The sequence below is a fragment of the Tenacibaculum sp. Ill genome (assembly GCF_051938915.1).
In the GTDB taxonomy this organism is placed as follows: Bacteria; Bacteroidota; Bacteroidia; order Flavobacteriales; family Flavobacteriaceae; genus Polaribacter; species Polaribacter larymnensis.
In genome coordinates this window covers 1,679,613-1,705,488 of the sequence record NZ_JBPSCW010000002.1, presented here as the reverse complement: position 1 = coordinate 1,705,488, position 25,876 = coordinate 1,679,613, and the positions used below count along the sequence as shown (strand labels likewise).

Below are 25,876 nucleotides of genomic sequence, written 5' to 3'. Positions count from 1 at the left end.
ATCAAAAAATATAGAAATTGTAATGATGAAGCACAAAATTACACTATTTATTATATTTATAACTTGAAACTTTTATTTTTGCCCCATGCAACAAAAAATAGTTTTAATAGGTGGTCCTGGTACGGGTAAATCCTCTATTTTAAGAGAATTTATTAGACGTGGATATGAATGTATGCCAGAGATTTCAAGAGAGGTTACACTAAAAGCTCAAAAAGATGGGATTGACCAACTTTTTTTAGAGCAACCTTTATTATTTAGCCAACTATTATTAGAAGGAAGGGAACAACAGTACATAGATGCTCATCAAAGCGATGCTGAGATTATCTTTTTTGATAGAGGAATTCCTGATGTACATGCTTATATGAATTATTTAGGATCTGACTACCCAGATATTTTTATTGAAAAAAGTAATAAGTATTTATATAGTAAAGTTTTTATGTGTGCCCCTTGGGAAGCCATATATAGATCTGATAATGAACGTTACGAGACTTTCGAACAGTCAGTAAAAATAGATACCTTTTTAAAAGAGGCTTACGAGGAAGTAGGCTATAATATTATTGACGTTCCTTTTGGGTCGATACATGAGCGCTGTGACTTTATTTTACATTCGTTAAAACACGATGTATGATGAATCTCTACAAATATTAAAACATTATTGGGGTTATACTTCTTTTAGAAAACCGCAACAAGAAATAATTACTGAAGTATTAGCAGGAAACAATGTTGTTTCTTTACTTCCTACAGGAGGCGGAAAATCTATCTGCTTTCAAGTACCTACATTGGTTAAAGAAGGAGTTTGTATAGTAGTTTCTCCTTTAATTGCCTTAATGCAAGATCAAGTTTCTAACCTTATTGATAAAGGTATAAAAGCAACTTTAATACCTTCAGGAAGCACACAAGATGAGATTATTACATTATTTGATAATATTCGATTTGGAAACACTAAGTTTTTATACATTTCTCCTGAACGATTACAATCTCGTTTTATTCAAGAAAAAATAAAACAACTAAATGTAAATTTAATTGCTATTGATGAAGCACATTGTATTTCTGAATGGGGGCATGATTTTCGTCCATCTTATCAAAACATTACCATTTTAAAGGAACTACAACCTACTTCTCCAATAATTGCTTTAACTGCTACAGCAACTCAAAAAGTAATTTCAGATATTATTTCTTCTCTTGAATTAGAAAACCCTACTGTATTTAAAAAATCTTTTTTTAGAGAAAATTTAGCCTACCAAATTTTTAAAACTGAAGATAAACTTGGTAAACTCAATCAGATTTTCACCAAAACAAAAGCTCCTGCAATTGTATATGTAAATACTCGTAGTAAGACAAAAGAAATTAGTAGTTATTTAAATGCACAAGGCTTTAAGAGTTCTTTTTACCATGGTGGTTTATCTTCTGTAGAGAAAAAAATAGCTTTTGATAATTGGATGTCTGAAAAAACTCCAATTATTGTTGCCACGAATGCCTTTGGAATGGGAATAGACAAACCCAATGTTAGAGTGGTTGTACATATTAACTTACCTTCTTCTATAGAAAATTATATCCAAGAAGCAGGTCGTGGAGGTCGTGATGGAATAAAATCTTTCTCTGTAGTATTAACAAACAATAGTGATATTTCTTTAAGTAATGAATTACTTGAAAAATCATTACCAACTATTGAAGAAATAAAAATTATTCATCAAAAACTATATCAGCATTTTCAGATTACAAAAGGAGAATTAATAGAAACTGCTTTTGATTTTAATTTTTTAGGCTTTTGTAGTAAATACAATTTCATACCTAACAAAACATTTAATGCACTTCAAATACTTAATAATAATGGAGTCATAGAATTAAACCATAGTTTTCAACAAAAATCTACTGTTCAATTTTTAGCTTCAAGTAAACAAGTTATATCACATACAAATCAAAACACCCAGATTAAAAATTTTATTCAACAAATGTTACGTATGTATGGTGGTATTTTTGAAACTCCTGTAAAAATTGATGAGTTTTATATTGCTAAAAAGTTAGAAACTACTTCATGGTTTGTAATTGATACATTGGAAAGGTTAGCTCAAAAAGAACTAATCTCCTATACTAAAGCTACTAATAATGCTGAACTTTTCTTTTTACAACCCAGAGAAGATGATAAAACCATCAACCGAATTTCGGTAAATATCAAACAATATATTAAACAGAAAAAAAAGAAAAATAGAGATTTACTTCAGTTCATAGAAAATAATTCAGTTTGTAGAAGTGTACAACTACTCTCCTACTTTGATGAACATCACTCTCAAAACTGTGGAATTTGTGATGTTTGTTTACAGAAAAAAAATAAAACTAGTATCAATCAAAAAGATATTCTTTCTAACTTACAAAAAGGAAAAACCTATACAGTTACTGAAATCTGCTCGCTATTAAATGAAAAAGAAGCGAACATTTTAATACTTTTGCGAGAGCTTCTTTCCGAAGAAAAAATACACACAAAAAACAATAAATACTTTTTAAAATAATGAGAGATTTACGCATCGTTTTTATGGGAACTCCTGATTTTGCTGCTACTATTTTACAGCATTTAGTAGAGAATGATTATAATGTAGTTGGTGTTATCACAGCAGCCGATAAACCTGCTGGTAGAGGTCGTAAGCTTAATCAATCAGCTGTAAAAAAATATGCTTTATCTCAAAACTTGCCTATCCTTCAACCTAAAAACTTAAAGAGTGAAGAATTTCAAGAAGATTTAAAAAAGTGGAATGCTAATTTACAAGTAGTTGTAGCTTTTAGAATGTTGCCAAAGTCAGTTTGGGCAATGCCAGAATTTGGCACCTTTAATTTACATGCTTCATTGCTACCAGAATATCGTGGTGCTGCTCCTATTAATTGGGCTATTATAAATGGTGAAACAAAAACGGGTGTTACTACTTTCTTTATCGATGATAAAATTGATACTGGTGAAATTATTCTGCAAAGTGAAATAACAATTAAAGAAGATGAAATTGTTGGTGAATTACACGACAGATTAATGCATTTAGGGGCTAAACTCGTTGCTGAAACTTTAGACTTAATAGCTAAAGGTGATGTAACAACTACTAAACAACCTGAATTAGAAGAAAAATCTGCACCAAAATTATATCCACATAATTGTAAAGTAGATTGGTCTAAATCTTTAAATGATATTTACAATCATATTCGCGGATTAAATCCATATCCTGCTGCTTGGACTACTATAGTTAACGGAGAGGATGAACTTTCAGCTAAAATATATGGAGTTAGCAAAGAGCTTTCTTCACATAATCTTGATATTGGTACCATTGTTACTTCTAAAAAAGAACTAAAAGTAGCTGTAACAGATGGTTACTTAAATATTCATCAAATTAAAATTTCTGGTAAAAAATTAATGGATGCTCAAAGTTTATTAAACGGTTATCAGTTTAACAAAGAGGCAAAAGTGCTGTAGCCCTTTATTTATAGGGTTTTAACGTTTTTAACAAAAAACGGCCAGTGGTTATTAACAATTAAGGGCAACTTATTAACAAAACAGTATTTTTTTTAAGTCAAATCTTGCACAATCCCGCATTCCGTCTATATTTGTTGAGCTATTGAAGCAAAAAAACATTAATTAATTTTAAAATCTATTTAAATTATGAACAAATCAGATTTAATCGATGCGATGGCTGCTGATGCAGGAATTTCAAAAGCTGCTGCTAAAGCTGCATTAGACTCTTTAACTGATAACGTAACAAAAACTTTAAAGAAAGGTGATAAAGTTGCTTTAGTTGGATGGGGAACTTGGTCTGTTTCTAAGAGAGCTGCTAGAACTGGTAGAAACCCTCAAACAGGAAAAGAAATTAAGATTGCTGCTAAAAATGTAGTTAAGTTTAAAGCTGGTGCTGGTTTAAGCAATTCAGTAAACTAATATTTTCCACGAAACATATTACAAACAGCATTTAGGCAACTAAATGCTGTTTTTTTTATCAAAGTGTCACAAAAAATAAATACTGGTTGTCTATTATATAGAACTTAAAACCTTTTAAAATGAAAAATATAGTTACTGTCATCGGACTTTTATTTTGCTTTTCTACAACTTTTGCCCAAAGAACCTTCAATGCATCAGATATTATGAAAGATGTTAAAAACGGGAAAGCGGTAGAAATTTCTAATGCCACTATTAAAGGTACATTAGACTTTACTTTTATGGATGAAGCCTTACCTAAATTACCTAAAAGAAAAAGTTGGTGGAACAATGGTGGATCTAATACCATTGAAAAACAAATTACCAATAAAGTTTCTTTTGTTAATTGTGTTTTTGATGATGATGTATTAGCTTACATTCCTCATGAAAAAAGCGGATATACCTTTGTAGCTAACTTTGAAGATGTGGTTGTATTTAAAGACTGTACTTTTGAACAAAAAGCTATGTTTAAATACTCTGATTTTGAAAGAAACACTAATTTTTCTAATACTAAGTTTAAAGGAGACTCTACCTTTAAATATGCAAAATTTGATAGAGATATTACTTTTGAAAATACTTCTTTTGAAGAACCAGCTACTTTTAAATATGCAGATTTTAAACGTTTTGTAAGCTTTAAAAACTCTATTTTTAATGAGAGTGCTATTTTTAAATATACTGAGTTTAAAGACGGGGTATCATTTAGAAATGTAAAATTTGAAGAAGACTTAAATATTAAATATACCAAAGTATCTGGTGAATTTGATATTACAGGAATGGAAGTAGCTTTTGATATAGACTCAAAATACACTAAAATAAATGGAAAAAGTTTTAATAAGTATTTAATGAAAAGATAAACTTTATTCTATCCTCCTATATATAAGGAGTTTAAAAAATATACTTAAACTAAAGAGCAAAAAACTCGTAATAGATATTACGAGTTTTTTGCTCTTTAAAATTTAGGTTGACTCTTATTATTAATTGCACTAACTTAGTATACAACTTCTTACCCTCAAACCTACAACTACTAATGGAGTCCAGAAACCATTCAAAAACGGGGTAAATCCGAAAAACCAAACGAGTAGGAATTAAATTTAATGTCATGCCTAAATATGTTATTGAACGAGAGCTCGCAGGAGCTAGCGAACTAACCCCTGAGCAACTAAAAGAAATTTCACAGAATTCTTGTGGGGTTTTAGATGAGTTAGGACCTAAAATACAATGGGTTCATAGTTATGTAGCAGAAGACAAAATATATTGTATCTACAATGCTCCTGATAAGGAGATGATTCTTAAACATGCAGAAAAAGGAGGCTTTCCTGCAAACAAAATCAATCAAATTTCAACTATTATTGACCCTATTACTGCCGAGTAATCATTATTAAAACACTAAAAACAAACCTCGTAAGAATTCTTGTGAGGTTTGTTTTTAAAGTTTAGTTTTACTCAAAAAACTAAACCCAATAACTTCATTTAGAGTTTTTCATAAACAACCAACTACTCTAACAGTATTTAAATAAATGGACTACAATCTATTACTAAAAAACATTCAACAGCTTATTGAATTAAAAGAAGAAGAGATAAATTACTTCATTTCCTTATTATATTTAAAAAAAGTTAGCCGAAAAGAGCTTATTCAACATTCTGGTAGAATTTGTAATAACTATTATTATATAAGAAAAGGATGTCTAAAAAAATACTATATCAACTCAGAAGGCAAAGAACGTATTTTTGAATTTGCTGTAGAAAATCAATGGATTACTGACCAGAAAAGTTTTTGGTCACAAACTTCTGCTATTTTTAATATTGAAGCAATAGAAGACTCGGAAATAATTCAAATACAAAGAACAAACATCGAATCTCTTTTTACAGAGATACCAAAATTTGAACGTTACTTCCGTTTAATTGCTAATGACTTCTTGTTTAAACAAGAAAGAAGGATTAAACAAAATTTAGCTTGTTCGGCAAAAGAAAGGTATAACGATTTTTTACAAGATTACCCTAATATTGAACCACGGTTAACACAACGACAAATAGCTTCTTATTTAGCAGTAAGTCCAGAGTTTTTGAGCTCACTTCGTAAGGATAAATAATATTATTTTAAAGACCTTAATCTACATTAAGGTTTATATATCAGGTACAGCATACTTTTGATATATATATTCTATGATATAATCATAGAAATTAACTTTAATAAAATATGATAACCTTACCAGATATTACCAGCATCTTTCTATTTAGCCTAAGTTCTATAATACTTGTAATTACGCCTGGACCTGCTTTTCTTTACATCTTTACCAAAACAACTGAAAAAGGCTATAAAGCTGGTATACTTTCGGTTTTAGGCATTGAAGTAGGTACATTATTACATATTGTTACAGTAGCTTTTAGTTTCTCAACTGTCCTATTAAGTTCTAGTATAGCTTTTACCATCATAACATATGGAGGGGCTTTATATTTAATTTTCTTAGGAGTTAAAACTTTCTATTCTACTTATAATAGTAATTCTAAAAACACATTGATAATAAAAAGTGCTATTTCTAATGATTTTTGGAGTGGAGTAATAGTAAGTGCTTTAAACCCTAAATCTATTTTATTTTTTGTTGTCTTTTTACCGCAATTTGTAAATATCTCCAAAAGAAATGAGGCCTCTCAAATACTATTTTTGGGTTTGTTGTTTATTGTAATTGCAGTTACTTGGGGATTTATTTTTGTTTTTCTTTCTAATAAACTAGGTAACTATTTAAAAACAAAATTTACAAATTTTAAAATTCTTAATTACATTGTAGGTATTATTTATATTGGAATAGGACTTTTTTCTCTTTTCTTTTTTACCAAGTAATACATTTATCCTCTTATTTATTGATAGTATTAAATCATAAACTTTTTTTACCTTTAAAACCTAATTTGAATTGTAACCTGTTTTTATATAAGCAACAACTACTTTAATCATTATAGCAAAGAATAATGACATTCAACAAAGTTTGGGATACTCATAAAGATCATTTACTAAATTTTATTAATACTAAAGTTAATGACAAACATATTGCAGATGATATTCTACAGGAAGTTAGTTTAAAACTATATAAGAGTTTGGCTAAAGAAATAGAAATAAAAAATTATAAGAATTGGCTTTTTCAAGTTACCAGAAACACAATTGCTGATTACTACAGAAAGCAAGTAAAACAAGATAAAATTGTAATGAATCAGCCTGAAACAAATATAAATTTTGATCCTTGTGTTTGTGACTTATCTTCTTTTATTATTCAACAATACCTTCCTAAAAAATATAGTGAACCTCTTTATTTAAGTGATATCGAACAAAAACCTCAACAAGAAATTGCTGACACTCTAAACCTAAGCTTAACAGCAACAAAGTCTAGAATACAAAGAGGGCGTAAAAAGCTAAAAGAATTAGCTATTGAATGTGTTGATTTTTCTTATAATAATAAAGGTCAAATAACTGATTTTACACTAAAGAAAAACTGTGAACTCCCACAAGAATTAAAAAATGAAATGAAAAGAATAAACTTTATGCCATAATCTTGCATCTTTTTACTTCCTGTTGACGACTACAAGGGAAAGTAAAAACATATGATACATAAAAAAACATCTTTACTAGCTGTCCCTTTCTTATTATTATCAACTGCTATATTTAGTTATTTAACTCTAATAAATAAATGGAACTTTGAAATTTCCTCTTATGCTATTTTCTGCTTTACACTCTTATATATTTTAGTTTTAGAACGTGTTATTCCGTTAAAAAGAAAATGGACACCTCAAAAAAACTCACTTTGGGCAGATATTAAGCATTTAATTTTCTCTACAGCTTTATTTGATGCTTTTGGAAAAACACTCGCCCTATCAATAACCATTTATGCTCGAGAAAATAGTTTTACTCTATTCAACTTCTGGGATACACTCCCTTTTTGGTTCTGTTATATTATCGCTAATTTAATTGGTGAACTTCTTCCGTATTTATACCATCGCATTAGTCATAAAGGTAACTCTAAATCATATTTAAGTCTCTTACTCTGGAAAATTCATTCAATCCATCATTTACCAACAAGTTTAAATTGGTTTAAAACAAATTGGATTCATCCTCTTAATATGTTTTTAAACACATTTTTAAAGATGGCTCCTATTCTACTTTTAGGATTCAGTAAAGAGATTATTTTTTTAGTAGGAATTACACATACTGTTATTGCCTATATTTCTCATGCCAACATTCAAACAAGAAAAAGTTTTTGGGATTATCTTATTGTTACACCACAGATCCACCATTTTCATCACAGTACTGATATGGAAGAGGCTAAAAACTTTAGCAATGTTTTTCCTTTCTGGGACTTGCTATTTGGTACCTATTACAACCGAAAGGGAGCAGTTAAAGAAGTAGGAGTTATGAAAAGTTCTAAAATTAATTACCCAGAACCTTTTGCATATTATAAGCAATTAGTATTTCCCATAACAACTTTAAAAGAATGTTGTAAATAAAAAATCACAACACAATATATTTGATATATCAAATATATTTTTATTTTTGCTTGATATATCAAATAAAATGAATTTTAATACACCTACAACTACTGTTTTATATTCTATCGAAGAAACTATAAAGGCATATCGTAAGCTCAGTCAACATAATATTGCCCAAATTGTTCCTGATATAACTGTAGATCAGGCTCTAATTTTATTAATGCTTGAAAATAATAATAAAACTCAAACAGAAATTGCCGATTTAGTTTTTAAAGACTATGCCTCTATGACACGTATAGTGAAACTAATGATATCTAAAAACTATTTAATTAAAACAACGGATAGAAAAGACAAGCGAAAAGCTAAGTTAGAAATTACAGATAATGGAAAAGAAATTATAAAAAAACTAAAGCCAGTAATACAAAAAAACAGACAAACTGCCTTAAATAATGTATCTAATAAAGAATTAGAACAGTTATACAAAACTTTAAAAAAAATAACTAAAAATTGCAATTCTTAAAATGAAGAGATTAATCTATTTACTTGTACTTACAATTACTTTTTCTTGCACAAAGAAGAAATCCACTCTTATTAAAAATCAAAAAATAAATCAAATTGCTAATTACTTAGACTCTTTAGATGGATTTAGTGGTGCTGTTTTAATTGCTAAAAATGACAGCATATTATTCAAGAAAGCATATGGGTTTGCTCATCTGGGACACAAAATAAAAAACAATACAGAAACTAAATTTTCGTACGCATCTATAGGCAAATCTTTTACTGCTGTTGCTATACTAAAACTAGTACAAGAAGGAAGATTATCACTAAAAGATCCTATCGGGAAATTTCTTCCTAACTATAAGAACAAAGAAACAAGAGATTCTGTTACTATAGAATTATTACTAAAACACAGAAGCGGTCTCCCAAATTACTTTCATTCAAAAGAGTTCTTGAATGCCTCTAAAGATCAGTATAGAACTATGGAGCAACTTACACACCTGTATGAGAATGAACCTTTAGAATTCAAACCTAACAAACAATTTGCATATAGAAACACCAACTACATTGTGCTGGGCAGAATTATAGAAGCTATCACAAAAGTGCCTTATAATGAATACATACAAAAGCATATATTTTCTGTAGCAAATATGCTGAATACGGGTAATTTTGATATTGATCATACTATTGAAAATACTTCAGAAAACTATACCCTATCAAATATTTATCCGAACCAATTACAAAAAACAATTTATATGGGTGGTGTAAAAGGTACTCCAGCTGGAGGTGGATACACAAACGTAGATGACTTATATAATTTTACAGTAGCTTTTAAAAACAATAAGCTTTTAAACAAAACCTATACCGACCTTATGAAAAAAGAACCAAAAAATGATTGGTATGGGTACGGAATGCAGTTTGCAGGAGCTAAAGGTTCAGGAATTTATGGTCATAGCGGAGGACATTTCGGTACTGGTGCTGAATGGCGAGTTTTTGAAAAACAAAATTACATCGTAATACTTTTAACTAATAAAGATCTAGATCAAGGCTTTTTTGACGCTCGTTTTTTTATAGAAAAAACAATCTCAGGCACAACTCCAAAGCTAGACAACTACTTTTTTACTAAAAAGATAATTAAAACTTGTTTGAATAACAGTATTGAAGAAGCTAAAACAGAAATTAAAAACTCAAAATTCAAACTTTCTGAAATAAACTTAAACGCTAAAGGCTATGAAATGATAAAAAGAGGCTTTTATAAAAATGCTATTGATTTATTTATGCTTGAAGTATTCTCTTTCCCTGAGTCTTATGATGCATACGATTCTTTAGGAGAAGCCTACATGAAAGACGGACAGATAAAAAAAGCTATCAAAAATTATCAAAAAAGCCTCGAGTTTAATCCTGATAATACAAATGCTGTAGAGAAACTAAAAGAATTAAAATCTATTTAATTGTAATTAAATGAAATACTACACTATTCTACTCATATTCATTACATCGTTAGCTTTTGCTCAACAAGAGACAACATTAGAAAGTTACATGGATGCCCAAGCAAGTATTAATCATTTTTCAGGAACAGTATTAGTAACTAAAAATGACTCCATCTTATTAAAAAAAGCGTATGGAACTGCTGATTATGAATGGAAAGTTCCTAATACAATTGATACAAAGTTTAGTTTAGCTTCAGTATCAAAACAATTTACAGCTGTTGCTATCATGCAGTTAATAGAAAAAGAAAAGGTCTCATTAGATGATAAACTTACTAAGTATTATCCAAACTTTCCTAAAGGAGACCAAATAACAATTAAAATGATGTTGACACATAATGCTGGACTCCAAATGGATTATGATGAGTTATATCTTACAAAAACATCATTAGATAAAGATTCTGTAGCAAATTATATTATGCAAAAACCTTTGTTGTTTAAACCAGGTTCAAATACAGCATACAGTAATATTGGGTATTATTTACTTGCACGTATTATTGAAAAAATTTCTAATCAATCCTATGTAGCATATCTTAAAGTAAATCTATTTGATAAAGCTAAAATGTATAATACAGGAATTAGTAACAACGATTCTATAGTTCCTAAATATGCAAAAACCTATTACCAAAAAGAAGGTACGCTTATAAAAAAACCTTATATAAACTGGAATTTTAATATTGGTCATGATGGAATTTATTCCACTGTAGAAGATTTATATCTCTGGAATAAGGCTCTATTTGACAGTACTATTTTACTAAACGAAACCTCTAAAAAGAAAATGTTTACATCGTACAATGACCAAAAGTTTGGGTTTGGTCTAATGATAAATCCCTTCTATAATCAAAACCATGAATTAATAGCTCATGATGGAGGATTTTATGGAGCCATGACTTCGTTTAATAAATTTACCAATGATAACATTTTTATTACCATTTTATCCAATAATCAATCTCCTTCATATCTAATTGCTTACGGACTTGCTGCTATTATTTTCAATAAGCCTGTTGAGCTTCCATATAAACATCTACAAATCAAAATAAATCCTGCATTATATAACGAGTATGTTGGTAGCTATGAAAATGTTACAATTCTTAAAAGGAATAAAAAACTATACTACTCTAATTACGATACTGAATTATTACCTGAATCTGATGTCAAGTTTTTTATTACTAAAAAAAATAAGACTATTGAATTTATTAAAAACAAAAAAGGTAAAGTCACCAAAATTATAGTTAGAAAAGCTGGAGTCGCTGAAATTAAAAAGAAAACTAGTTAATTAAATAGTACTCTACCCAAGTCTTAAATATTATTTTAAAGAGTTGTTTTAGCTCTTTAAGAATATGGATAAAAAACGTAAGCCCTAAAAATGAAAAAAACAACTTATTCCCTTTTACTTATAATCATACTTTCTTGTACAAATAAGAAACTTACATCTATTAGAGATTCTTATGTAGATAAAATTGCTAATTACTTAGACTCTTTAGATGGATTCAGTGGAGCAGTTTTAATTGCTAAAAATGACAACATCTTATTCAAGAAAGCTTATGGATTTGCTCATTTAGGCCATAAAGTTAAAAATAGAACAGATACAAAATTCAATCAAGGTTCAATTGGTAAATCATTTACTGCTGTAGCTATATTACAGTTAATACAAAAAGGAAAACTATCACTTCAAGACAATATAGGAAAGTTTCTTCCTAATTACCCTAATAAAACTGTTAGAGACTCTGTAACAATAGCTCATCTTTTAACACATACTAGTGGACTACCTCATTTTTTCGCTAGAGAACCTTTTATAAAAGGATCTAAAGATTTATTTAGATATACAAATGACTTTAGTTCTCTTTATGAGAATGAACCAATGGAATCAAAACCAGGTAAAATATTTTCATACCGTAATACCAATTACTTAATACTAGGTAAAATAATTGAAGCTGTATCTGATACAGAATATAATAATTATTTAGAAAGTAATATTTACTCGATTGCTTCGATGAAAAATACAGGAAACTATGACTTAGATCATCCTATTGACAATGCCGCAGAGGGTTATACAACTTCTGAAGTCCACCCGAATAAGCTTAAAATAAATATTCATACGTATCCTGTAAGAGGCGGTGCTCACGGAGGTGGGTATACTACTTTAGACGATCTTTATAAATTCTCCCAAGCTATACAGAACTATAAACTACTTAACAAAGAATATACTAAACTATTCACTACTCCTTTAAAAAAAGACAGTTATTATGGTTATGGCATGCAATTCTCTAATCCAGAAAAAGGCACTATATATGGACATACTGGAGGGCATTATGGTGTAGGTAACGAATGGCGTGTTTATAAGCAAAAAGGATACTCAATAATAATTCTAACAAACAAAGACGCTGATAAAGGTTTTTTAGATGCTCGTTATTTTATTCAAAAAACTATTTCTGGAAATAGCCCTAAACTAAACAATTACTTTTTTACCAAAGAAGTCATAAAAACCTGTTTAAATGAAGACATTGAACAAGCAAAAGCTTTAATCCGAAAATCAAAGTTTAAAATTTCAGAAATTGACTTAAATACGAAAGGTTACGAAATGATAAAAAAAGGTTTTTATAAAAAAGCAATCAATTTATTTACTCTTGAAATACTATCCCACCCTGAATCATACAATGCTTACGATTCTTTAGGGGAAGCCTACATGAAAGATGGACAGATAAAAAAAGCTATAAAAAATTATCAAAAGAGTTTAGAAATAAACCCTGAAAACTTAAATGGAAAGGAGAAGTTACGCGAATTATTGGCTATGAATAATTAGCACTAACAAAAACTCCGCTAAAAAAGCGGAGTTTTTATTTTTATTCTTCTTCATCGTTAAATGAAGTATTCTTCTTTGCTTTTTTACTTCCTTCGTAGAGTTCGTATTTTACAAAACGACAATCTAAATCAGCATTTTTAAGCGGAATCCTTTTCGACGTTCGTAAACCTACATGCTTTAAAGCTTGAATATCCGATGTGATTAACCACGCTGTTGAGTTTGGATAATTATTCTTTAAAGTATCTCCTATTTTTGTATAAAACTCTTCTACATCAATATTTAAACGTTCACCATAAGGCGGATTGAACAAGATTGTAGTTTTACCAAATACTTCTTTCTTAGAGTTAAAGAAATTTACGTGATGTACTCCTATAAACTCTTCCAAATTTGCATTGATAATATTCTGTTGTGCTTTTCTAACTGCAGATGGAGCCTTATCAAATCCCATAATTTTAAAATGAGAACTTCGTATTTTCTTTAATAACGAATCTTGAATAACAAAATATAAATCTTCATCATAATCCTTCCAGTTTTCAAAAGCAAAATGCTTTCGGTTAATGTTTGCAGGAATTTGATTCGCTATCATTGCTGCTTCAATCAAAATAGTTCCTGAACCACACATCGGGTCTATAAAGTTCTCTTCACCTTTATACCCTGAAAGCAAAATTAATCCTGCTGCCAATACCTCATTAATCGGCGCAATGTTTGTTGCACTTCTATAACCACGCTTGTGTAACGATTCACCAGAAGAATCTAACGATATAGTTAGCCATTCTTTATGAATATGTACATGAACTTTTACATCTGGATATTTTAAATCTACATTCGGACGCTTTTTATACTTGTGCATAAAATAATCTGCAATAGCATCCTTCGATTTCAAACTAATATAGTGCGAGTTTGAAGTAAAGTTTTTTGAGTTTACTACCGAGCCAATAGCAAATGTTCCATCAACATCTAAAAATCGTTCCCATTTTACACGTTGAATTGCTTCGTATAAATCTTCTTCATCAAAAATTTTACTACGTTTAATCGGTTTTAAAATACGAATAGCAGTACGTAAAGCTATATTAGCTTTATACATAAAACCTTTATCTCCTCTAAAAGTAACACTACGTACTCCCTCCTTCACTTCCATTGCTCCTAGCAGTCGTAATTCATCTGCTAAAACTCCTTCTAAACCTGCCATGGTTATGGCAGTCATTTTAAAATCTTTTTCCATGTAACTGTAAAATTTCATTGCAAAAGTACAGCTAATTTTGGGTTGTTGTGAATCTTTTCTACTTTGAATATAAAAAACGTAAGTTTTGCGTATTTTTGCAGACCTTTATAGTTATGAATACAACAACAGATTGGTTTACTTCGTGGTTTAATACACCATACTATCATATTTTATACAAGCATAGAAACGATGCCGATGCTCAGTTTTTTATGCGAAACATTACTTCTTTTTTACAGTTACCTAAATTGAGTCGTATTGCTGATTTACCTTGCGGTAAAGGACGTCATGCAGTGTATTTAAACTCGTTGGGTTATGATGTTGTGGGAGGTGATTTAAGTGAAAACAGTATTGAACATGCCAAACAATTTGAGAATGACACGCTTCATTTTGAAGTTTGGGACATGCGAAAGCCTATTGAAAGTAAATACGATGCTGTATTTAATCTTTTTACCAGTTTTGGTTACTTTGAAGATGATAACGAAGACATTGCTGTTTTAAGAAGTATTAAAAACGGACTAAAAGAAAACGGTGTTTTTGTGTTAGATTTTTTAAATGTTGAAAAAGTAAAAAACACACTAGTAAAAGAAGAAGTAAAGACTATTGATGGCATTGAATTCAATATTCAAAAAGAAATCAAAGACGGATTTATCTTAAAACATATTTCTTTTACTGCTGAAGGTAAATCACATTCATATACTGAACGTGTAAAATTTTTAACTTTAGAAAAACTACAATCATATTTTGATAGTGTCGGCTTACAAGTAACACATGTTTTTGGCGATTACAATCTTAATGAGTTTAATTCACAATCTTCTGACCGCTTAATTATTGTTGCTAAATGAGTTACTTATTGCTAATTATTTCTGTTTTAGTAGGTGTTTTATTCGTTTTTACACTAAAACCTAGTAACACCTTCGTTCGCTTATTATTAGCCTTTAGTGGCGCTTATTTACTTTCGGTTACTATTTTACATTTATTACCCGAAGTATATCATCATACCGATGATACTAAATTAATAGGTATTCTAATTTTAATAGGAATTATTATTCAATCGGTATTAGAATCATTTTCAAAAGGAGCTGAACACGGGCACATACACTTACATTCTGACTCGTCTAAATTTCCTTGGTTACTTTTTGTAAGTTTATGTATTCATGCTTTTTCAGAAGGATTACCAATTCATCATGCAGATGATAACTTATTATGGGCAATTATTGTACATAAAATTCCAATTGCAGTAGTTTTAACCACCTTTTTGCTACAAACAAAGTATTCAAAGAAAACAATCTTTTTCTTTTTAACTGTATTTGCATTAATGAGTCCTTTAGGTATTTTAGTATCTAACAAAGTTCCTTTAATAGAACAATATCATACAGAAATTACAGCTTTAATAGTTGGAGTATTTTTACACATTTCAACCATTATTCTTTTTGAAAGTACTGAAAATCATAAATTCAACTACAAAAAGTTTGCTGCTATTATTTTAGGAATATTACTAACTATCTTCTCTATGCACCAACCCCATTGAGAAAGCAGGTAAACAAACTGCTAAATACTCACAAGGTTCTGTAAATGGATTGGAATATTGAATACGTGTATTTTTTTCAATTTTGATAGATTGTCCTGCTTCTAACACTACAATTTCACCATCAATATTAAATTGCTTTTTTCCTTTAATTATATAAGTATATTCTTCAAATTCTGGTTTTTGAAAAGGTTCACTCCAACCTGGAGGAGCTATCATATGTGCAATACTTACTTTTGAATTTCCATCAGTAGCATTTCCAAAATGTTCTTCGATTAATTTTCCGTCGGTAGTTGGTACTACAAACGGACTTTTTTGAATGGTATATTTTTTACTCATATCGTTTTACTTATTTCTTTCGAATTTTTAATATTTAAGTCTAAAACTTCTTTATAACTTTATGTAACAGTAGCACACTATTAACCATTAAATCAGCAATAAAATTAAAATTATTTCTTTTCAGTTATAACCTAAACAGTACTTAAAATTGATATAAATAGGCTAAATAATAAGTAGTCTTTAAGTACACAAGATTACTGATACACGCACAAGTTTCGTACAAAAATAATTGATTGTTCTTAAAAGACAGCACTTTACAGTAAGTATATTAAAAATCAAGGCACTACCTATTTATTTTTAGATATATTTTTTATCTTTAAACTCAAAAATTGTTGTACCCCCAAAAAATATCTATGAACATAAAAGCTAAACTTTTTGTGTGTGGAGAAGAACGAGAATTAATCTCTACCAGTTTAAATTATATCCGACTCACTGATTGGAATGGTAAACCAACCTCAGCTTTAATGGGAGGAACTTTTACAGTTACTTACGAATCTCAAATGTATGATGATACCTTTATCGAATGGGGGATTGCCGACAGAGCAGAAAACAAAAAAATAGATTACCCTGCTAACTTATATTTATTAAGAGATGGGAAAGTGGTTTTTTACGAAGACGATTTTGATGGAGTAGAATTATTCCAATATAATTTTCAAGATGGTACACTTATAAACTATCATGAGGTCTTTAATAATCAAGAAGGCATGTATGTTACGTTAACCATATCACCTACGATGCAAGATTATCGTTTTTTTAAAAACAGTACCGATTGGAGAAGAAAAAGCCGTACTCGTTATATAAAACCTTGGCAAGAGAGTTTTATACCTCCTATAAAAGAAACTCCTTATAAGGCACAGGATAATACTAGGAGTAAAAAAGTTTTAAATCTTTATTTTGAGGATGTAGAAACAAAAGAAAAGGTTAAGAAAGTAAAACCCGACCAACTTGTAGAGTTAGTAATTGTTTCTAAAGAAATGAAAAACAAAAAAGTAGATATAGACCTAAATAAATATCCCTTTAATTTTGAGTACAATAAAAAACCTTTAGAAAAGAATATTTTAAAAGATATTCTAATAACAAATGATACTCAGAAACTAACTGTAAAACCCCTAAAAAAAGGATAATATGGCTACTGTAACCGAATGCGGAAACCCTAGTAATACTTTTTCTATAGAGCCTTTAGAAATGTGGGAGTTTACTCCCATAGTAAGCTTGGATGCTGAACCAACAGACTATGAAGATAAAAAAGAAACATCTTTAGTGTACAAAAAGGACGAAAAAGTAACATTATCTGATAAAATTAGTAAATCAATTAGAGATAAATATACTTTGATGGAGTTTACTACCGAAAGTAAAAAGCTTTCGTTAAAATTCACTGTTAAAAATGGTACAACAGACCAGTTTTATGATGATGATGGGTATATTAAACCTAAAATAGCATTGACTAAAGGAGAGAAAGAGCTTACTGAAAAGGAAAGTATAAAAATAACAGACGATAAGAGTTTTTTAGTAGACTACACCAAGAAAAAAAGTACACTTATAGAGTTAGATATTGAAATAAACACAGAAACAGAAAGAACTTTTTTCATCAATTTTTATGCTAACGACAACAAGAAATATTTTGATATAGAAGGAAAGTATAAGAATGTGTTTTGTGGGCAAGTTAAGATAATACATAGTGCTGCGAATGAATGGGAGTTTTCTTTAGAGAAAATACAAGAAATTCGTGACTATGCTAAACAAAACCTTGAAAAAAGAGAGGGTCCAGGAGATGCAAATAAGTATCACCATTGTACCGATACTCATAAGCATATTGTGTACAGATTATTAAACCATCCTACTGATTTGTATTTAGGAAAAGATCAAAATCATTTGCCCTCAGCAAATAGAGTTACACCTAATGATTTTAAAAAGGCAGGGGAGGCAACGACAGATGGTGTACGAGATAAATTAACTTCATTAACTTATGCAGAACCATCAAAAACTTTTACCGTAATTGATATTAAAGATAGAGAAGTGCTTAATAATGATGGTACAGCAGGAAATACAGATGTAGAACTAAGCAGGTTTAAAGAAAGCCCTGTGGAATACATGAAAAGTAAATGCCCCAAAGATGGTTATTATGTGTTTATAGGGGCTTATAATGCAGACTATCATTCGTTTACTATTGTAGCGAATAAAAGAGGTAATAATATTAGTTTTGAATTTATTGACCAATTAAGTGGAGTTGTATTATTCCAAAGTAGAAATACATTTGAACAATGGCTAAGAGAAAGTATTGTTATTTATAAAGAGAATTATCCAATGAAACTTGAACTATATCAATTAAGAAACAAAAAAAAATAATTATAATTATGAAATATTTGATGTTATTATTTTGTGTTACATTATTAACTATTAACTGCAAAACAAAACTAAATAATAACCCTGTCCAAAAGAATAAAGAAGAAGGTGTAATTAAACAGAAAAAAGATACAGTTTACTCACTTTTAGATACTATTAATTTTGAAAGAGTAGTAAAATCTATCAGTAATGTAGAGTTATCACAACCACAAAAGTCAGATTGGTTAACTAATAATGATAGGTTCCTCTCACTAACCTCTATTAACCTTGAAATGTATACTTATAAGGTAAAAACAAAAAGTTATAAGTATCGTGATAGTGTCACTTTTTATATTCATAATTTAAAACATAAAGATAATACTCTTTCAATGAAACCATATTTAGAAAATCTTAGAGGAGAAAAGACAAGAGGTTATTTAGGGGATAGAATACTAATTTTTGCTATGAGAAATAACAAAGAAGTCAACTTTATTGATATACCTGAAAAAATGAACCCTTATAAATTGAGGTTGGAACTAGTGGATACTTTATATAAAAGAATAAAAAGTGATGTCATTATCTGTGATAGATGGAATAAGTGTGTATACAAAGATTTTCGAGAAAAGAAATAGTTATGAAAAAAAACATAATAGTTTTTACAATAATACTATTTCTCTCTTGTAAAGTAGCACAAAACCAAACAAAAAAAGGAGATAAATTACCATTTAGAGCTATAGATTATTCAGTAAAATGGGAGGGAAAAGTACGGTTAGTTACAACATATAAGGAAGCACTACGAATAAGATTAACAAGTAAGAGTAAGAAAAACGAAAGGTTTTATTCGAAAAATGCAGTTTATTTATTTGAAGTTGGGGGCGGTTGCTTTGGGGCAAGTCCGAGTGAAATATCGGTTACACTAAAAAACAATATAATAAATATAAATTGGGAAGAACCTAATGAACTTTGTCCTGAAGTAGGAGAAATGTCAGCTTTTTGGGGCGAAATTATTATAAATAAAAAAGACTACCCTAACTATGAGCGTTTAAAAGTAAAATACTACTGGGAAGAATGAATTTGAAGAAGGCTCGTAAAGTTAAAAACTATTAAGAACTTATTTTATTAAATGATAAAACCAAGCAGTTCTTGATAAAAATGGAATAAAACAAACATAACAGTAAAAAAGGGGTAGTTATCGTTAATAATATTTGTTTTATTGCGTGTTTCAGCAATTAAGTTAGTTAATAAAATAACACTAGCAATAAATTATACAGTATTGTAGTACGTTTTATTATTTACTCTTTTCTTTAAATATAAAATTCTCTATTTTATTATTACTATATTTTTTATTTCCAATCACTTTGCCATTTTCTATTTTCAAAACTAAGCCCTCTAAGAATTTATATTCTATTTCTTCTGGTTTACTATAAATTTTAATAATAGAATCCTGTGTCAGCTCCCATTTATATTTTAGTTTTGAAGTAATATACTCTGAACCGCAACTAGAAATATCTTTTTCGGTTATTAGTATTTGTTCCTTGGAGAAGTTTAATATTAAATACTTTTGTACTCCAGCACAAGGGTTTGGTTCGGGAGTTTCCTCACATCCGTAACCAATATTTGATACATATTCTTTGTTAGTTAATATGTCAGTTTTATTTTGAGCCTCTAAATTCAAAAATATGTTTGTAAATAGTAAAAATAGTATAAATCTTTTCATTATAATTTCCCATTTAGTTGGGTTAAATGTACTACAACTTGTTTGTGTAAACACTCTCAGTATTTTTATACAACAATAAAAATAGTATAAACGTACTTTTTGCAATTTTTTAGTATTAGCTAATATAACAAAAAAAGGAAATTAACAACGAATTTTAAGCGTTTGTGTGTTAAAACATAAGCTATTACAAACCTAAAACAGATGAGTATATAGAAGTTACACTTGATGGACAAACAGGAAAAGAAATTAAACGAAGAGATTTAGAGTTTATAGGTAATTAAGTAATTATTATTAACAACTTTTACTTCAAAAATATAGAAAGTTCTATTCCTTCAGCTAAAAAATATAATGTACTTGTTTAAATAAACAAAAAAGAGCACCCTAAAAGAGTGCTCAATCTTTTCCATGTACAGTTACTAGCCCCCCAGCTGTATTACTGTACATTTCGGTTAGTGATTATTAACACAAAATTAACAATTTTATCTTATTACAAAACTAGAATTAATATAAATAAAGAATCCTTCATTTAGGAATTGTAATTCTTAGAAAAAAACTTCCAAAAAACTATAAAATAGAACCATACTCTGTAAACTTCTCCTTTGTATATCAAAGTATATATAAGTTGCTAACATTATGGCGTACTCCGTTGATACTACGCTATGGGTAGTTGAGATCACGGCATGGGTTGCTAATACTACGGCATACTCCGAAGACACCGCGGCATGGGTCGTTGATATCACGGCGTGGGTCGCTAATACTACGGCATGCTCCGAAGACACCAAGGCATGGGTCGCTGATATCACGGCATGGGTCGCTAATACTACGGCATGCTCCGAAGACACCACGGCATGGGTCGCTGATATCACGGCGTGGGTCGCTAATACTACGGCATACTCCGAAGACACCACGGCATGGGTCGCTGATATCACGGCGTGGGTCGCTAATACTACGGCATACTCCGAAGACACCACGGCATGGGTAGTTGATATCACGGCATGCTCCGAAGACACCACGGCACACCCCTTTAGCATCAAGGCATTAGTTAAATAAAAAAATGAGTGGTATCTCTTTTAGTTCTTTTTTTCAGACTCCCAAATTGGTAGAGGACTTCTTTTAACACTTTTAAACCTATCTGGCATGTTTTTAAAAGGAGTAAGAACAAAGGTAAAACTGTTATCGGCATTAAACCTCCAATAATTTCCCTTTAACACTCCATCTTCTGTTTTAACATTCCAATCAGGGATATTAATTAAAGAGAATTCTTTGGCTTCTTCATTAAAATCTAACGCAAAATCTCTTAATACATGTTCAGAAGGATACTTCAGTGTAATTTTTGCGTTTAAACTACCTTCATCAGTAACATATAAAGTACATGATTTTGATGGGTAGGCTTCTATTTCTTTCCTCCAGTTTCTTGCTACCACTTTTTTTAGTTCTGAACTAACATGCATACTATCTGCTTCATTTGCTATAAGTGCAAATATGTTTTCTTGAACTATAGTTATTGTTTGCTCTTTTGGGTTTATAGTAACAGTTGTTTTCTCCGCTCCTATTCTACTGTTTTCTCCAAAAAAAACTCCCAATACAAAAAATGCTATTTTTATTACTTCCATCTTTTAAAAATTACATAGCTATTATTAATTAAAAAGCCGAAACATCTGTTTCGGCTTCGAATATTTTAGTTAAACCAAATGGTAAATGATTTAATTTTGGCTAAATCTGGAATTTGTTCTTTGGTTACTTTTTGAGTACTAAATTCTTTTAAACCTAAATCTTCATTATCAATCGTTATTGTTGCGTTTAAATCATCAATAAATAAGGTTGCTGATGAAAATGATGATTCTACTTTACTCACTTTAGTATTTGCATTAATTTCTTGAAAAGTAGATTTTATATTTACTCCTGATTTTGTTTTAAAACGATCATCAAAAATTTCAATACTCTTAATTGTTGATGTAGAGTCCAATTGTTCTTTTGGAGTAATTGTTAGTAAATGCTTTCCTCCTTTTTCATATACTAAGTACTTATCATCTTCTTGAAAAAGATTATTTCCTTTAGCCCCTTCACTTAATACTTTAACTACTGAATCTTGCTTAAATACGTTTTCTATTTCGTTAACAGTTGTTTTAGTAGTTAACTTTCCTACTTTTCCTTTAGCAATATCAAATTTACTATTACCACACTGGATGAATAGTACTGATATTACTGCGATAACTAAAGGTTTCATTAATGTTCTCATTTGTCTTCTTTTATATTTAAAACGTCTATTTCTTGTATTTCTTATTTTATTACTTTTTTCAAAATTCCAAAGGCTGCTCTTATAAAAGTAGCACTTGTTAATACCTTCACTATTGGATTCATACGTGTACTTCTACTACGTGTTGATGAACTTCTTCTTGTCTTTTCTTCTTCCTCTTTGCGTGCTTCTTCGGTTTTCTTCTCGTTAATTTTTTCTATCTTCTCGTTTAGCATTTCGTAAGCACTCTCCCTATCAATAGTATCGTTGTATTTCGGAATTAATCTTGAATTATCTAAAACTTGTTTAATTTCCTTTTCTGTTAACACATCCATTCTACTCATAGGTGCACGCAACATGGTTCGTGCCAATGGTGATGGAATTCCTTTTTCATTTAATACAGAAATCAACGCCTCTCCTATTCCTAACTGTGTTAATACTTCTTTAGTATCGTAATATTCAGAATCAGGATAATTTTCTGCGGCTAATTTGATTGCTTTTCTATCTTTTGCTGTAAATGCACGTAAGGCATGTTGAATCTTCATTCCTAACTGTGCTAATACATCTTCTGGAACATCTTTTGGATTTTGTGTAACAAAATACAATCCTATTCCTTTAGATCGAATTAATTTTACGATGCTTTCTATTTGACTTAACAACGCTTTTGAAGCTTCATCAAACACTAAATGGGCTTCATCTATAAAAATCACCAATTCTGGTCGCCCACTATCTCCTTGCTCTGGAAAAGTTTCATATACCTCAGCTAGTAACTGTAGCATAAAGGTTGAAAACAGTTTTGGCCTATCTTGAATATCTGTTAAACGTAATACAGAAATAACACCACGTCCGTTTTCATCAATACGGGTTAAATCGTCAACTTCAAATGATTTTTCTCCAAAGAATAAATCACCTCCTTGTTGTTCTATTTCTATAATTTTTCTAAGAATTGCTCCAGTACTTGCGGTAGAAATTCGTCCATATTCTTTTTTAATCTCTTCTTTCCCTTCATTGGTTATATATTGAAGGATTTTCTTGAAATCTTTTAAGTCTAATAACGGTAATTGGTTATCATCACAATATTTAAAAATAATCGCTACAATACCTGATTGTGTTTCAGTCAAATCTAAAATACGTGATAATAAAACAGGTCCGAATTCAGAAACTGTAGCACGTAAACGAACTCCGTTTTGTTCTGAAATTGATAAAATTTCTATTGGAAATTTTGTTGGAGTAAATGGTATTCCAATTTTTTCGTGGCGTTCATCAATCTTAGCATGCCCAGGGCTTGGTTGCGCTAGTCCACTTAAGTCTCCTTTTACATCCATTAACAATACAGGAATTCCTTTTTCTGACATGTTTTCTGCCAGCACTTGCAAAGTTTTTGTTTTTCCTGTTCCTGTTGCTCCAGCTATTAATCCGTGACGGTTTAATGTTTTTAAAGGAATATTTACATGAGCATTTGTTACAGTTTCTTCTCCTAACATTCCTGCTCCTAGCGTAATAAACTCTCCTTTTGTTGTATAGCCTTCTTTGATGTAATTGAAAAACTCTTGGGTTTTACTCATTATTTATGACCTTTTTTGTGATAAAAACACGTAAAAGTAACAAAAATCATTCATTAAATTTTAATGTTGCCTATCTTTGCACCCTTATGTTGAAAAAAGAAGTACAAGAGTTAATTAATACAGGAGAAATGCTTCCGTTAATGGAAGAGTTTTATACGATTCAGGGAGAAGGAGCACACACTGGTACTGCTGCTTATTTTATTCGTATTGGTGGTTGCGATGTAGGTTGCCACTGGTGTGATGTAAAAGAAAGCTGGGATGCTAATTTACATCCACCTACAAAAACGGATATTATCGTTGAAAACGCAAAGAAATATGCCGAAACTGTGGTTATTACAGGTGGTGAGCCTTTAATGTGGAGTTTGGACTATATTACACAACAACTTCAAGAAAAAGGTATTAAAACACATATTGAAACTTCTGGAGCTTACGATTTTTCTGGTGTTTGGGATTGGTTTTGTTTATCGCCTAAAAAAACCAAATTACCTTTGGAACGTGCTTACCAAGAAGCGGATGAATTGAAAATGATTATTCATAATAAAAATGATTTTCAGTTTGCTGAGGAACAGGCTGCTAAAGTTGGTAAAAAATGTAAGTTGTTTTTACAACCTGAATGGAGTAAAAAGGAAAAAATGACTCCGCAAATTATTGATTATGTGATGGAGTATCCACAGTGGAAAATTTCCTTACAAACTCATAAATACTTAAATATACCATAAATAAAAAAGCAACCTAATTGGGTTGCTTTTTTAGTATTCACTTGGCTCTATATGAATTAAAACATGTCCTAAATCTGGGAGTTTTTCTCTTAAATAGTCTTTTAATTTATGAGCAATATCGTGTCCTTCTTTTACTGTAATTGTACTATCTACAATGGCATGTAAATCTACATGATATTTCATTCCTGCTTTACGAACAAAGCATTTTTCTGTTCCTAAAACACCTGCTACTTCCATAGACTTTTCTCTTATTTCATCTATCAAATCATCATATACATGTTCATCCATTATTTCACCCAGCGCTGGTCTGAAAATCAGGTAACTATTGTATAGAATAAAAAACGAAGCTAATAAAGCTGCCCAATCATCAGCTGTTTCATAGCCTTCTTTAAAAATAAGTGCTATAGAAATTCCTATAAATGCCATTACAGAAGTAATTGCATCACTTCGATGGTGCCACGCATCTGCTTTTAAGGAAGAACTATTAGTTTCTTTACTTTTTCTGATAACCACTTGAAAAGATATTTCTTTCCAAATAATAATTGCTCCTAAAACAAGTAACGTCCATGGTTTAGGAGTTTTGTGTGGTGTTTGGATATTCTGTATACTTTCATAAGCTATAACTGTAGCTGAAGTTACCAAAAAGGCTACTACCACAAAGGTGATTAAAGGTTCTATTTTTCCATGTCCGTACGGATGGTTTTTATCTGCGGGTCTTTTCGCGTATTTCAATCCTAATAGCACTAAAAGCGAAGAAAAAATATCGGTAGTAGATTCAATTGCATCTGCTATTAATGCGTATGAGTTTCCGAAAACACCTGCTAATCCTTTAATAATTGCTAAACTAGTATTGCTAAGAATACTAAAATATGTGGTTTTGATGGCTAACTCTTCTTTACTCATTGAATTATGATATTACAATCTCTTTTTATGAGGTATTACGAAGGTACTTGAAAACTATCGAAAAACCCTAGATTGTACAATAGAAAATCTATTACTAAAAAAAGACTCGCCAGTTGGCGAG

Annotated in this window: 29 protein-coding genes; 21 read left to right on the top strand and 8 right to left on the bottom strand. The window is 30.1% G+C overall.

Going from position 1 to position 25,876, the window contains the following annotated elements; all coding sequences use genetic code 11:
• Window positions 1-85 precede the first annotated feature (85 nt).
• From ACTPNM_RS08055 to ACTPNM_RS07990, 14 genes are all read left to right on the top strand, one after another.
• Window positions 86-628, top strand: coding sequence for an ATP-binding protein (locus ACTPNM_RS08055; protein WP_274641263.1), 543 nt, complete (start codon window positions 86-88; stop codon window positions 626-628).
• Window positions 621-2,507, top strand: coding sequence for a RecQ family ATP-dependent DNA helicase (locus ACTPNM_RS08050; protein ID WP_440121289.1), 1,887 nt, complete (start codon window positions 621-623; stop codon window positions 2,505-2,507). The genes ACTPNM_RS08055 and ACTPNM_RS08050 overlap by 8 nt, the downstream gene beginning before the upstream one ends.
• Window positions 2,507-3,451: a methionyl-tRNA formyltransferase gene (gene fmt, locus ACTPNM_RS08045; protein ID WP_440121288.1), complete on the top strand. Its 945-nt coding sequence runs from the start codon at window positions 2,507-2,509 to the stop codon at window positions 3,449-3,451. Before ACTPNM_RS08050 ends, fmt begins: the two co-directional genes overlap by 1 nt.
• A 186-nt stretch (window positions 3,452-3,637) precedes the next feature.
• The gene (locus ACTPNM_RS08040) at window positions 3,638-3,910 is read left to right on the top strand and encodes an HU family DNA-binding protein (RefSeq protein WP_099216100.1); all 273 of its coding nucleotides are present in this window, start codon (window positions 3,638-3,640) and stop codon (window positions 3,908-3,910) included.
• Window positions 3,911-4,029: 119 nt separating this feature from the next.
• Entirely contained in the window at window positions 4,030-4,800 is a 771-nt protein-coding gene (locus ACTPNM_RS08035) for a pentapeptide repeat-containing protein (protein ID WP_274641260.1), read from the top strand.
• Window positions 4,801-5,045: 245 nt separating this feature from the next.
• Window positions 5,046-5,318, top strand: coding sequence for a DUF4242 domain-containing protein (locus ACTPNM_RS08030; protein WP_440121287.1), 273 nt, complete (start codon window positions 5,046-5,048; stop codon window positions 5,316-5,318).
• A gap of 145 nt (window positions 5,319-5,463) precedes the next feature.
• On the top strand, window positions 5,464-6,036 hold the full coding sequence (locus ACTPNM_RS08025; RefSeq protein ID WP_440121286.1) for a Crp/Fnr family transcriptional regulator: 573 nt from the start codon (window positions 5,464-5,466) through the stop codon (window positions 6,034-6,036).
• A 107-nt stretch (window positions 6,037-6,143) separates the two neighbouring features.
• Window positions 6,144-6,785: a LysE family translocator gene (locus ACTPNM_RS08020; RefSeq protein WP_440121285.1), complete on the top strand. Its 642-nt coding sequence runs from the start codon at window positions 6,144-6,146 to the stop codon at window positions 6,783-6,785.
• 125 nt (window positions 6,786-6,910) lie between these two features.
• Entirely contained in the window at window positions 6,911-7,486 is a 576-nt protein-coding gene (locus tag ACTPNM_RS08015) for a sigma-70 family RNA polymerase sigma factor (protein WP_440121284.1), read from the top strand.
• 51 nt (window positions 7,487-7,537) lie between these two features.
• Window positions 7,538-8,437 carry a sterol desaturase family protein gene (locus ACTPNM_RS08010; RefSeq protein WP_440121283.1) on the top strand — a complete coding sequence of 300 codons (900 nt, stop codon included), beginning with the start codon at window positions 7,538-7,540 and terminating at the stop codon, window positions 8,435-8,437.
• 67 nt (window positions 8,438-8,504) lie between these two features.
• Window positions 8,505-8,939 carry a MarR family winged helix-turn-helix transcriptional regulator gene (locus tag ACTPNM_RS08005; RefSeq protein WP_274641250.1) on the top strand — a complete coding sequence of 145 codons (435 nt, stop codon included), beginning with the start codon at window positions 8,505-8,507 and terminating at the stop codon, window positions 8,937-8,939.
• 1 nt (window position 8,940) lies between these two features.
• Window positions 8,941-10,368, top strand: coding sequence for a serine hydrolase (locus ACTPNM_RS08000; RefSeq protein ID WP_440121282.1), 1,428 nt, complete (start codon window positions 8,941-8,943; stop codon window positions 10,366-10,368).
• Window positions 10,369-10,378: 10 nt separating this feature from the next.
• Complete coding sequence (locus ACTPNM_RS07995; RefSeq protein ID WP_440121281.1) at window positions 10,379-11,680, top strand: serine hydrolase; 1,302 nt, start codon at window positions 10,379-10,381, stop codon at window positions 11,678-11,680.
• A gap of 90 nt (window positions 11,681-11,770) precedes the next feature.
• Window positions 11,771-13,207, top strand: a complete 1,437-nt coding sequence (locus tag ACTPNM_RS07990; protein ID WP_440121280.1) for a serine hydrolase — start codon at window positions 11,771-11,773, stop codon at window positions 13,205-13,207.
• A 40-nt stretch (window positions 13,208-13,247) separates the two neighbouring features.
• Here ACTPNM_RS07990 and ACTPNM_RS07985 read toward each other — a convergent pair whose 3' ends face one another.
• The gene (locus ACTPNM_RS07985; protein ID WP_274641246.1) at window positions 13,248-14,429 is read right to left on the bottom strand and encodes a THUMP domain-containing class I SAM-dependent RNA methyltransferase; all 1,182 of its coding nucleotides are present in this window, start codon (window positions 14,427-14,429) and stop codon (window positions 13,248-13,250) included.
• A 113-nt stretch (window positions 14,430-14,542) separates the two neighbouring features.
• Here ACTPNM_RS07985 and ACTPNM_RS07980 point away from each other — a divergent pair, with 113 nt between their 5' ends.
• The gene (locus ACTPNM_RS07980) at window positions 14,543-15,271 is read left to right on the top strand and encodes a class I SAM-dependent methyltransferase (RefSeq protein WP_440121279.1); all 729 of its coding nucleotides are present in this window, start codon (window positions 14,543-14,545) and stop codon (window positions 15,269-15,271) included.
• On the top strand, window positions 15,268-15,957 hold the full coding sequence (locus tag ACTPNM_RS07975; protein ID WP_274641244.1) for a ZIP family metal transporter: 690 nt from the start codon (window positions 15,268-15,270) through the stop codon (window positions 15,955-15,957). The genes ACTPNM_RS07980 and ACTPNM_RS07975 overlap by 4 nt, the downstream gene beginning before the upstream one ends.
• On the opposite strand, the gene ACTPNM_RS07970 is transcribed toward ACTPNM_RS07975, so the two are convergent.
• Window positions 15,925-16,293 carry a cupin domain-containing protein gene (locus ACTPNM_RS07970; RefSeq protein WP_121147479.1) on the bottom strand — a complete coding sequence of 123 codons (369 nt, stop codon included), beginning with the start codon at window positions 16,291-16,293 and terminating at the stop codon, window positions 15,925-15,927. The genes ACTPNM_RS07975 and ACTPNM_RS07970 overlap by 33 nt on opposite strands.
• Window positions 16,294-16,646: 353 nt before the next feature.
• On the opposite strand from ACTPNM_RS07970, the gene tssD reads away from it, so the two are divergent.
• Genes tssD through ACTPNM_RS07950 form a run of 4 tightly spaced genes read left to right on the top strand, consistent with a single transcriptional unit; the run spans window position 16,647 to window position 19,687 of the window.
• Window positions 16,647-17,417, top strand: coding sequence for a type VI secretion system tube protein TssD (gene tssD, locus ACTPNM_RS07965; RefSeq protein WP_440121278.1), 771 nt, complete (start codon window positions 16,647-16,649; stop codon window positions 17,415-17,417).
• 1 nt (window position 17,418) lies between these two features.
• A complete protein-coding gene (locus ACTPNM_RS07960; RefSeq protein ID WP_440121277.1) occupies window positions 17,419-18,639 on the top strand; it encodes a hypothetical protein in 1,221 nt (406 codons plus the stop codon).
• An 8-nt stretch (window positions 18,640-18,647) separates the two neighbouring features.
• A complete protein-coding gene (locus ACTPNM_RS07955; protein ID WP_440121276.1) occupies window positions 18,648-19,247 on the top strand; it encodes a hypothetical protein in 600 nt (199 codons plus the stop codon).
• Between the two features lie 2 nt (window positions 19,248-19,249).
• Entirely contained in the window at window positions 19,250-19,687 is a 438-nt protein-coding gene (locus tag ACTPNM_RS07950; protein WP_440121275.1) for a hypothetical protein, read from the top strand.
• Window positions 19,688-19,903: 216 nt separating this feature from the next.
• Here ACTPNM_RS07950 and ACTPNM_RS07945 read toward each other — a convergent pair whose 3' ends face one another.
• From ACTPNM_RS07945 to ACTPNM_RS07925, 5 genes are all read right to left on the bottom strand, one after another.
• Window positions 19,904-20,332 (bottom strand): hypothetical protein, encoded by a 429-nt coding sequence (locus ACTPNM_RS07945; protein WP_440121274.1) that lies wholly within the window; start codon window positions 20,330-20,332, stop codon window positions 19,904-19,906.
• Between the two features lie 542 nt (window positions 20,333-20,874).
• The gene (locus ACTPNM_RS07940) at window positions 20,875-21,363 is read right to left on the bottom strand and encodes a hypothetical protein (RefSeq protein ID WP_440121273.1); all 489 of its coding nucleotides are present in this window, start codon (window positions 21,361-21,363) and stop codon (window positions 20,875-20,877) included.
• A gap of 39 nt (window positions 21,364-21,402) precedes the next feature.
• Complete coding sequence (locus ACTPNM_RS07935; RefSeq protein ID WP_440121272.1) at window positions 21,403-21,945, bottom strand: hypothetical protein; 543 nt, start codon at window positions 21,943-21,945, stop codon at window positions 21,403-21,405.
• A 65-nt stretch (window positions 21,946-22,010) separates the two neighbouring features.
• The gene (locus tag ACTPNM_RS07930; protein WP_274641242.1) at window positions 22,011-22,571 is read right to left on the bottom strand and encodes a hypothetical protein; all 561 of its coding nucleotides are present in this window, start codon (window positions 22,569-22,571) and stop codon (window positions 22,011-22,013) included.
• Between the two features lie 41 nt (window positions 22,572-22,612).
• The gene (locus ACTPNM_RS07925) at window positions 22,613-24,133 is read right to left on the bottom strand and encodes a helicase HerA-like domain-containing protein (protein ID WP_440121271.1); all 1,521 of its coding nucleotides are present in this window, start codon (window positions 24,131-24,133) and stop codon (window positions 22,613-22,615) included.
• A gap of 86 nt (window positions 24,134-24,219) precedes the next feature.
• Here ACTPNM_RS07925 and ACTPNM_RS07920 point away from each other — a divergent pair, with 86 nt between their 5' ends.
• Entirely contained in the window at window positions 24,220-24,852 is a 633-nt protein-coding gene (locus tag ACTPNM_RS07920) for a 7-carboxy-7-deazaguanine synthase QueE (RefSeq protein WP_440121270.1), read from the top strand.
• A gap of 30 nt (window positions 24,853-24,882) precedes the next feature.
• Here the strand turns inward: ACTPNM_RS07920 and ACTPNM_RS07915 are convergent, their stop codons facing one another.
• A complete protein-coding gene (locus ACTPNM_RS07915) occupies window positions 24,883-25,755 on the bottom strand; it encodes a cation diffusion facilitator family transporter (RefSeq protein WP_274641240.1) in 873 nt (290 codons plus the stop codon).
• Between the last annotated feature and the right edge of the window lie 121 nt (window positions 25,756-25,876).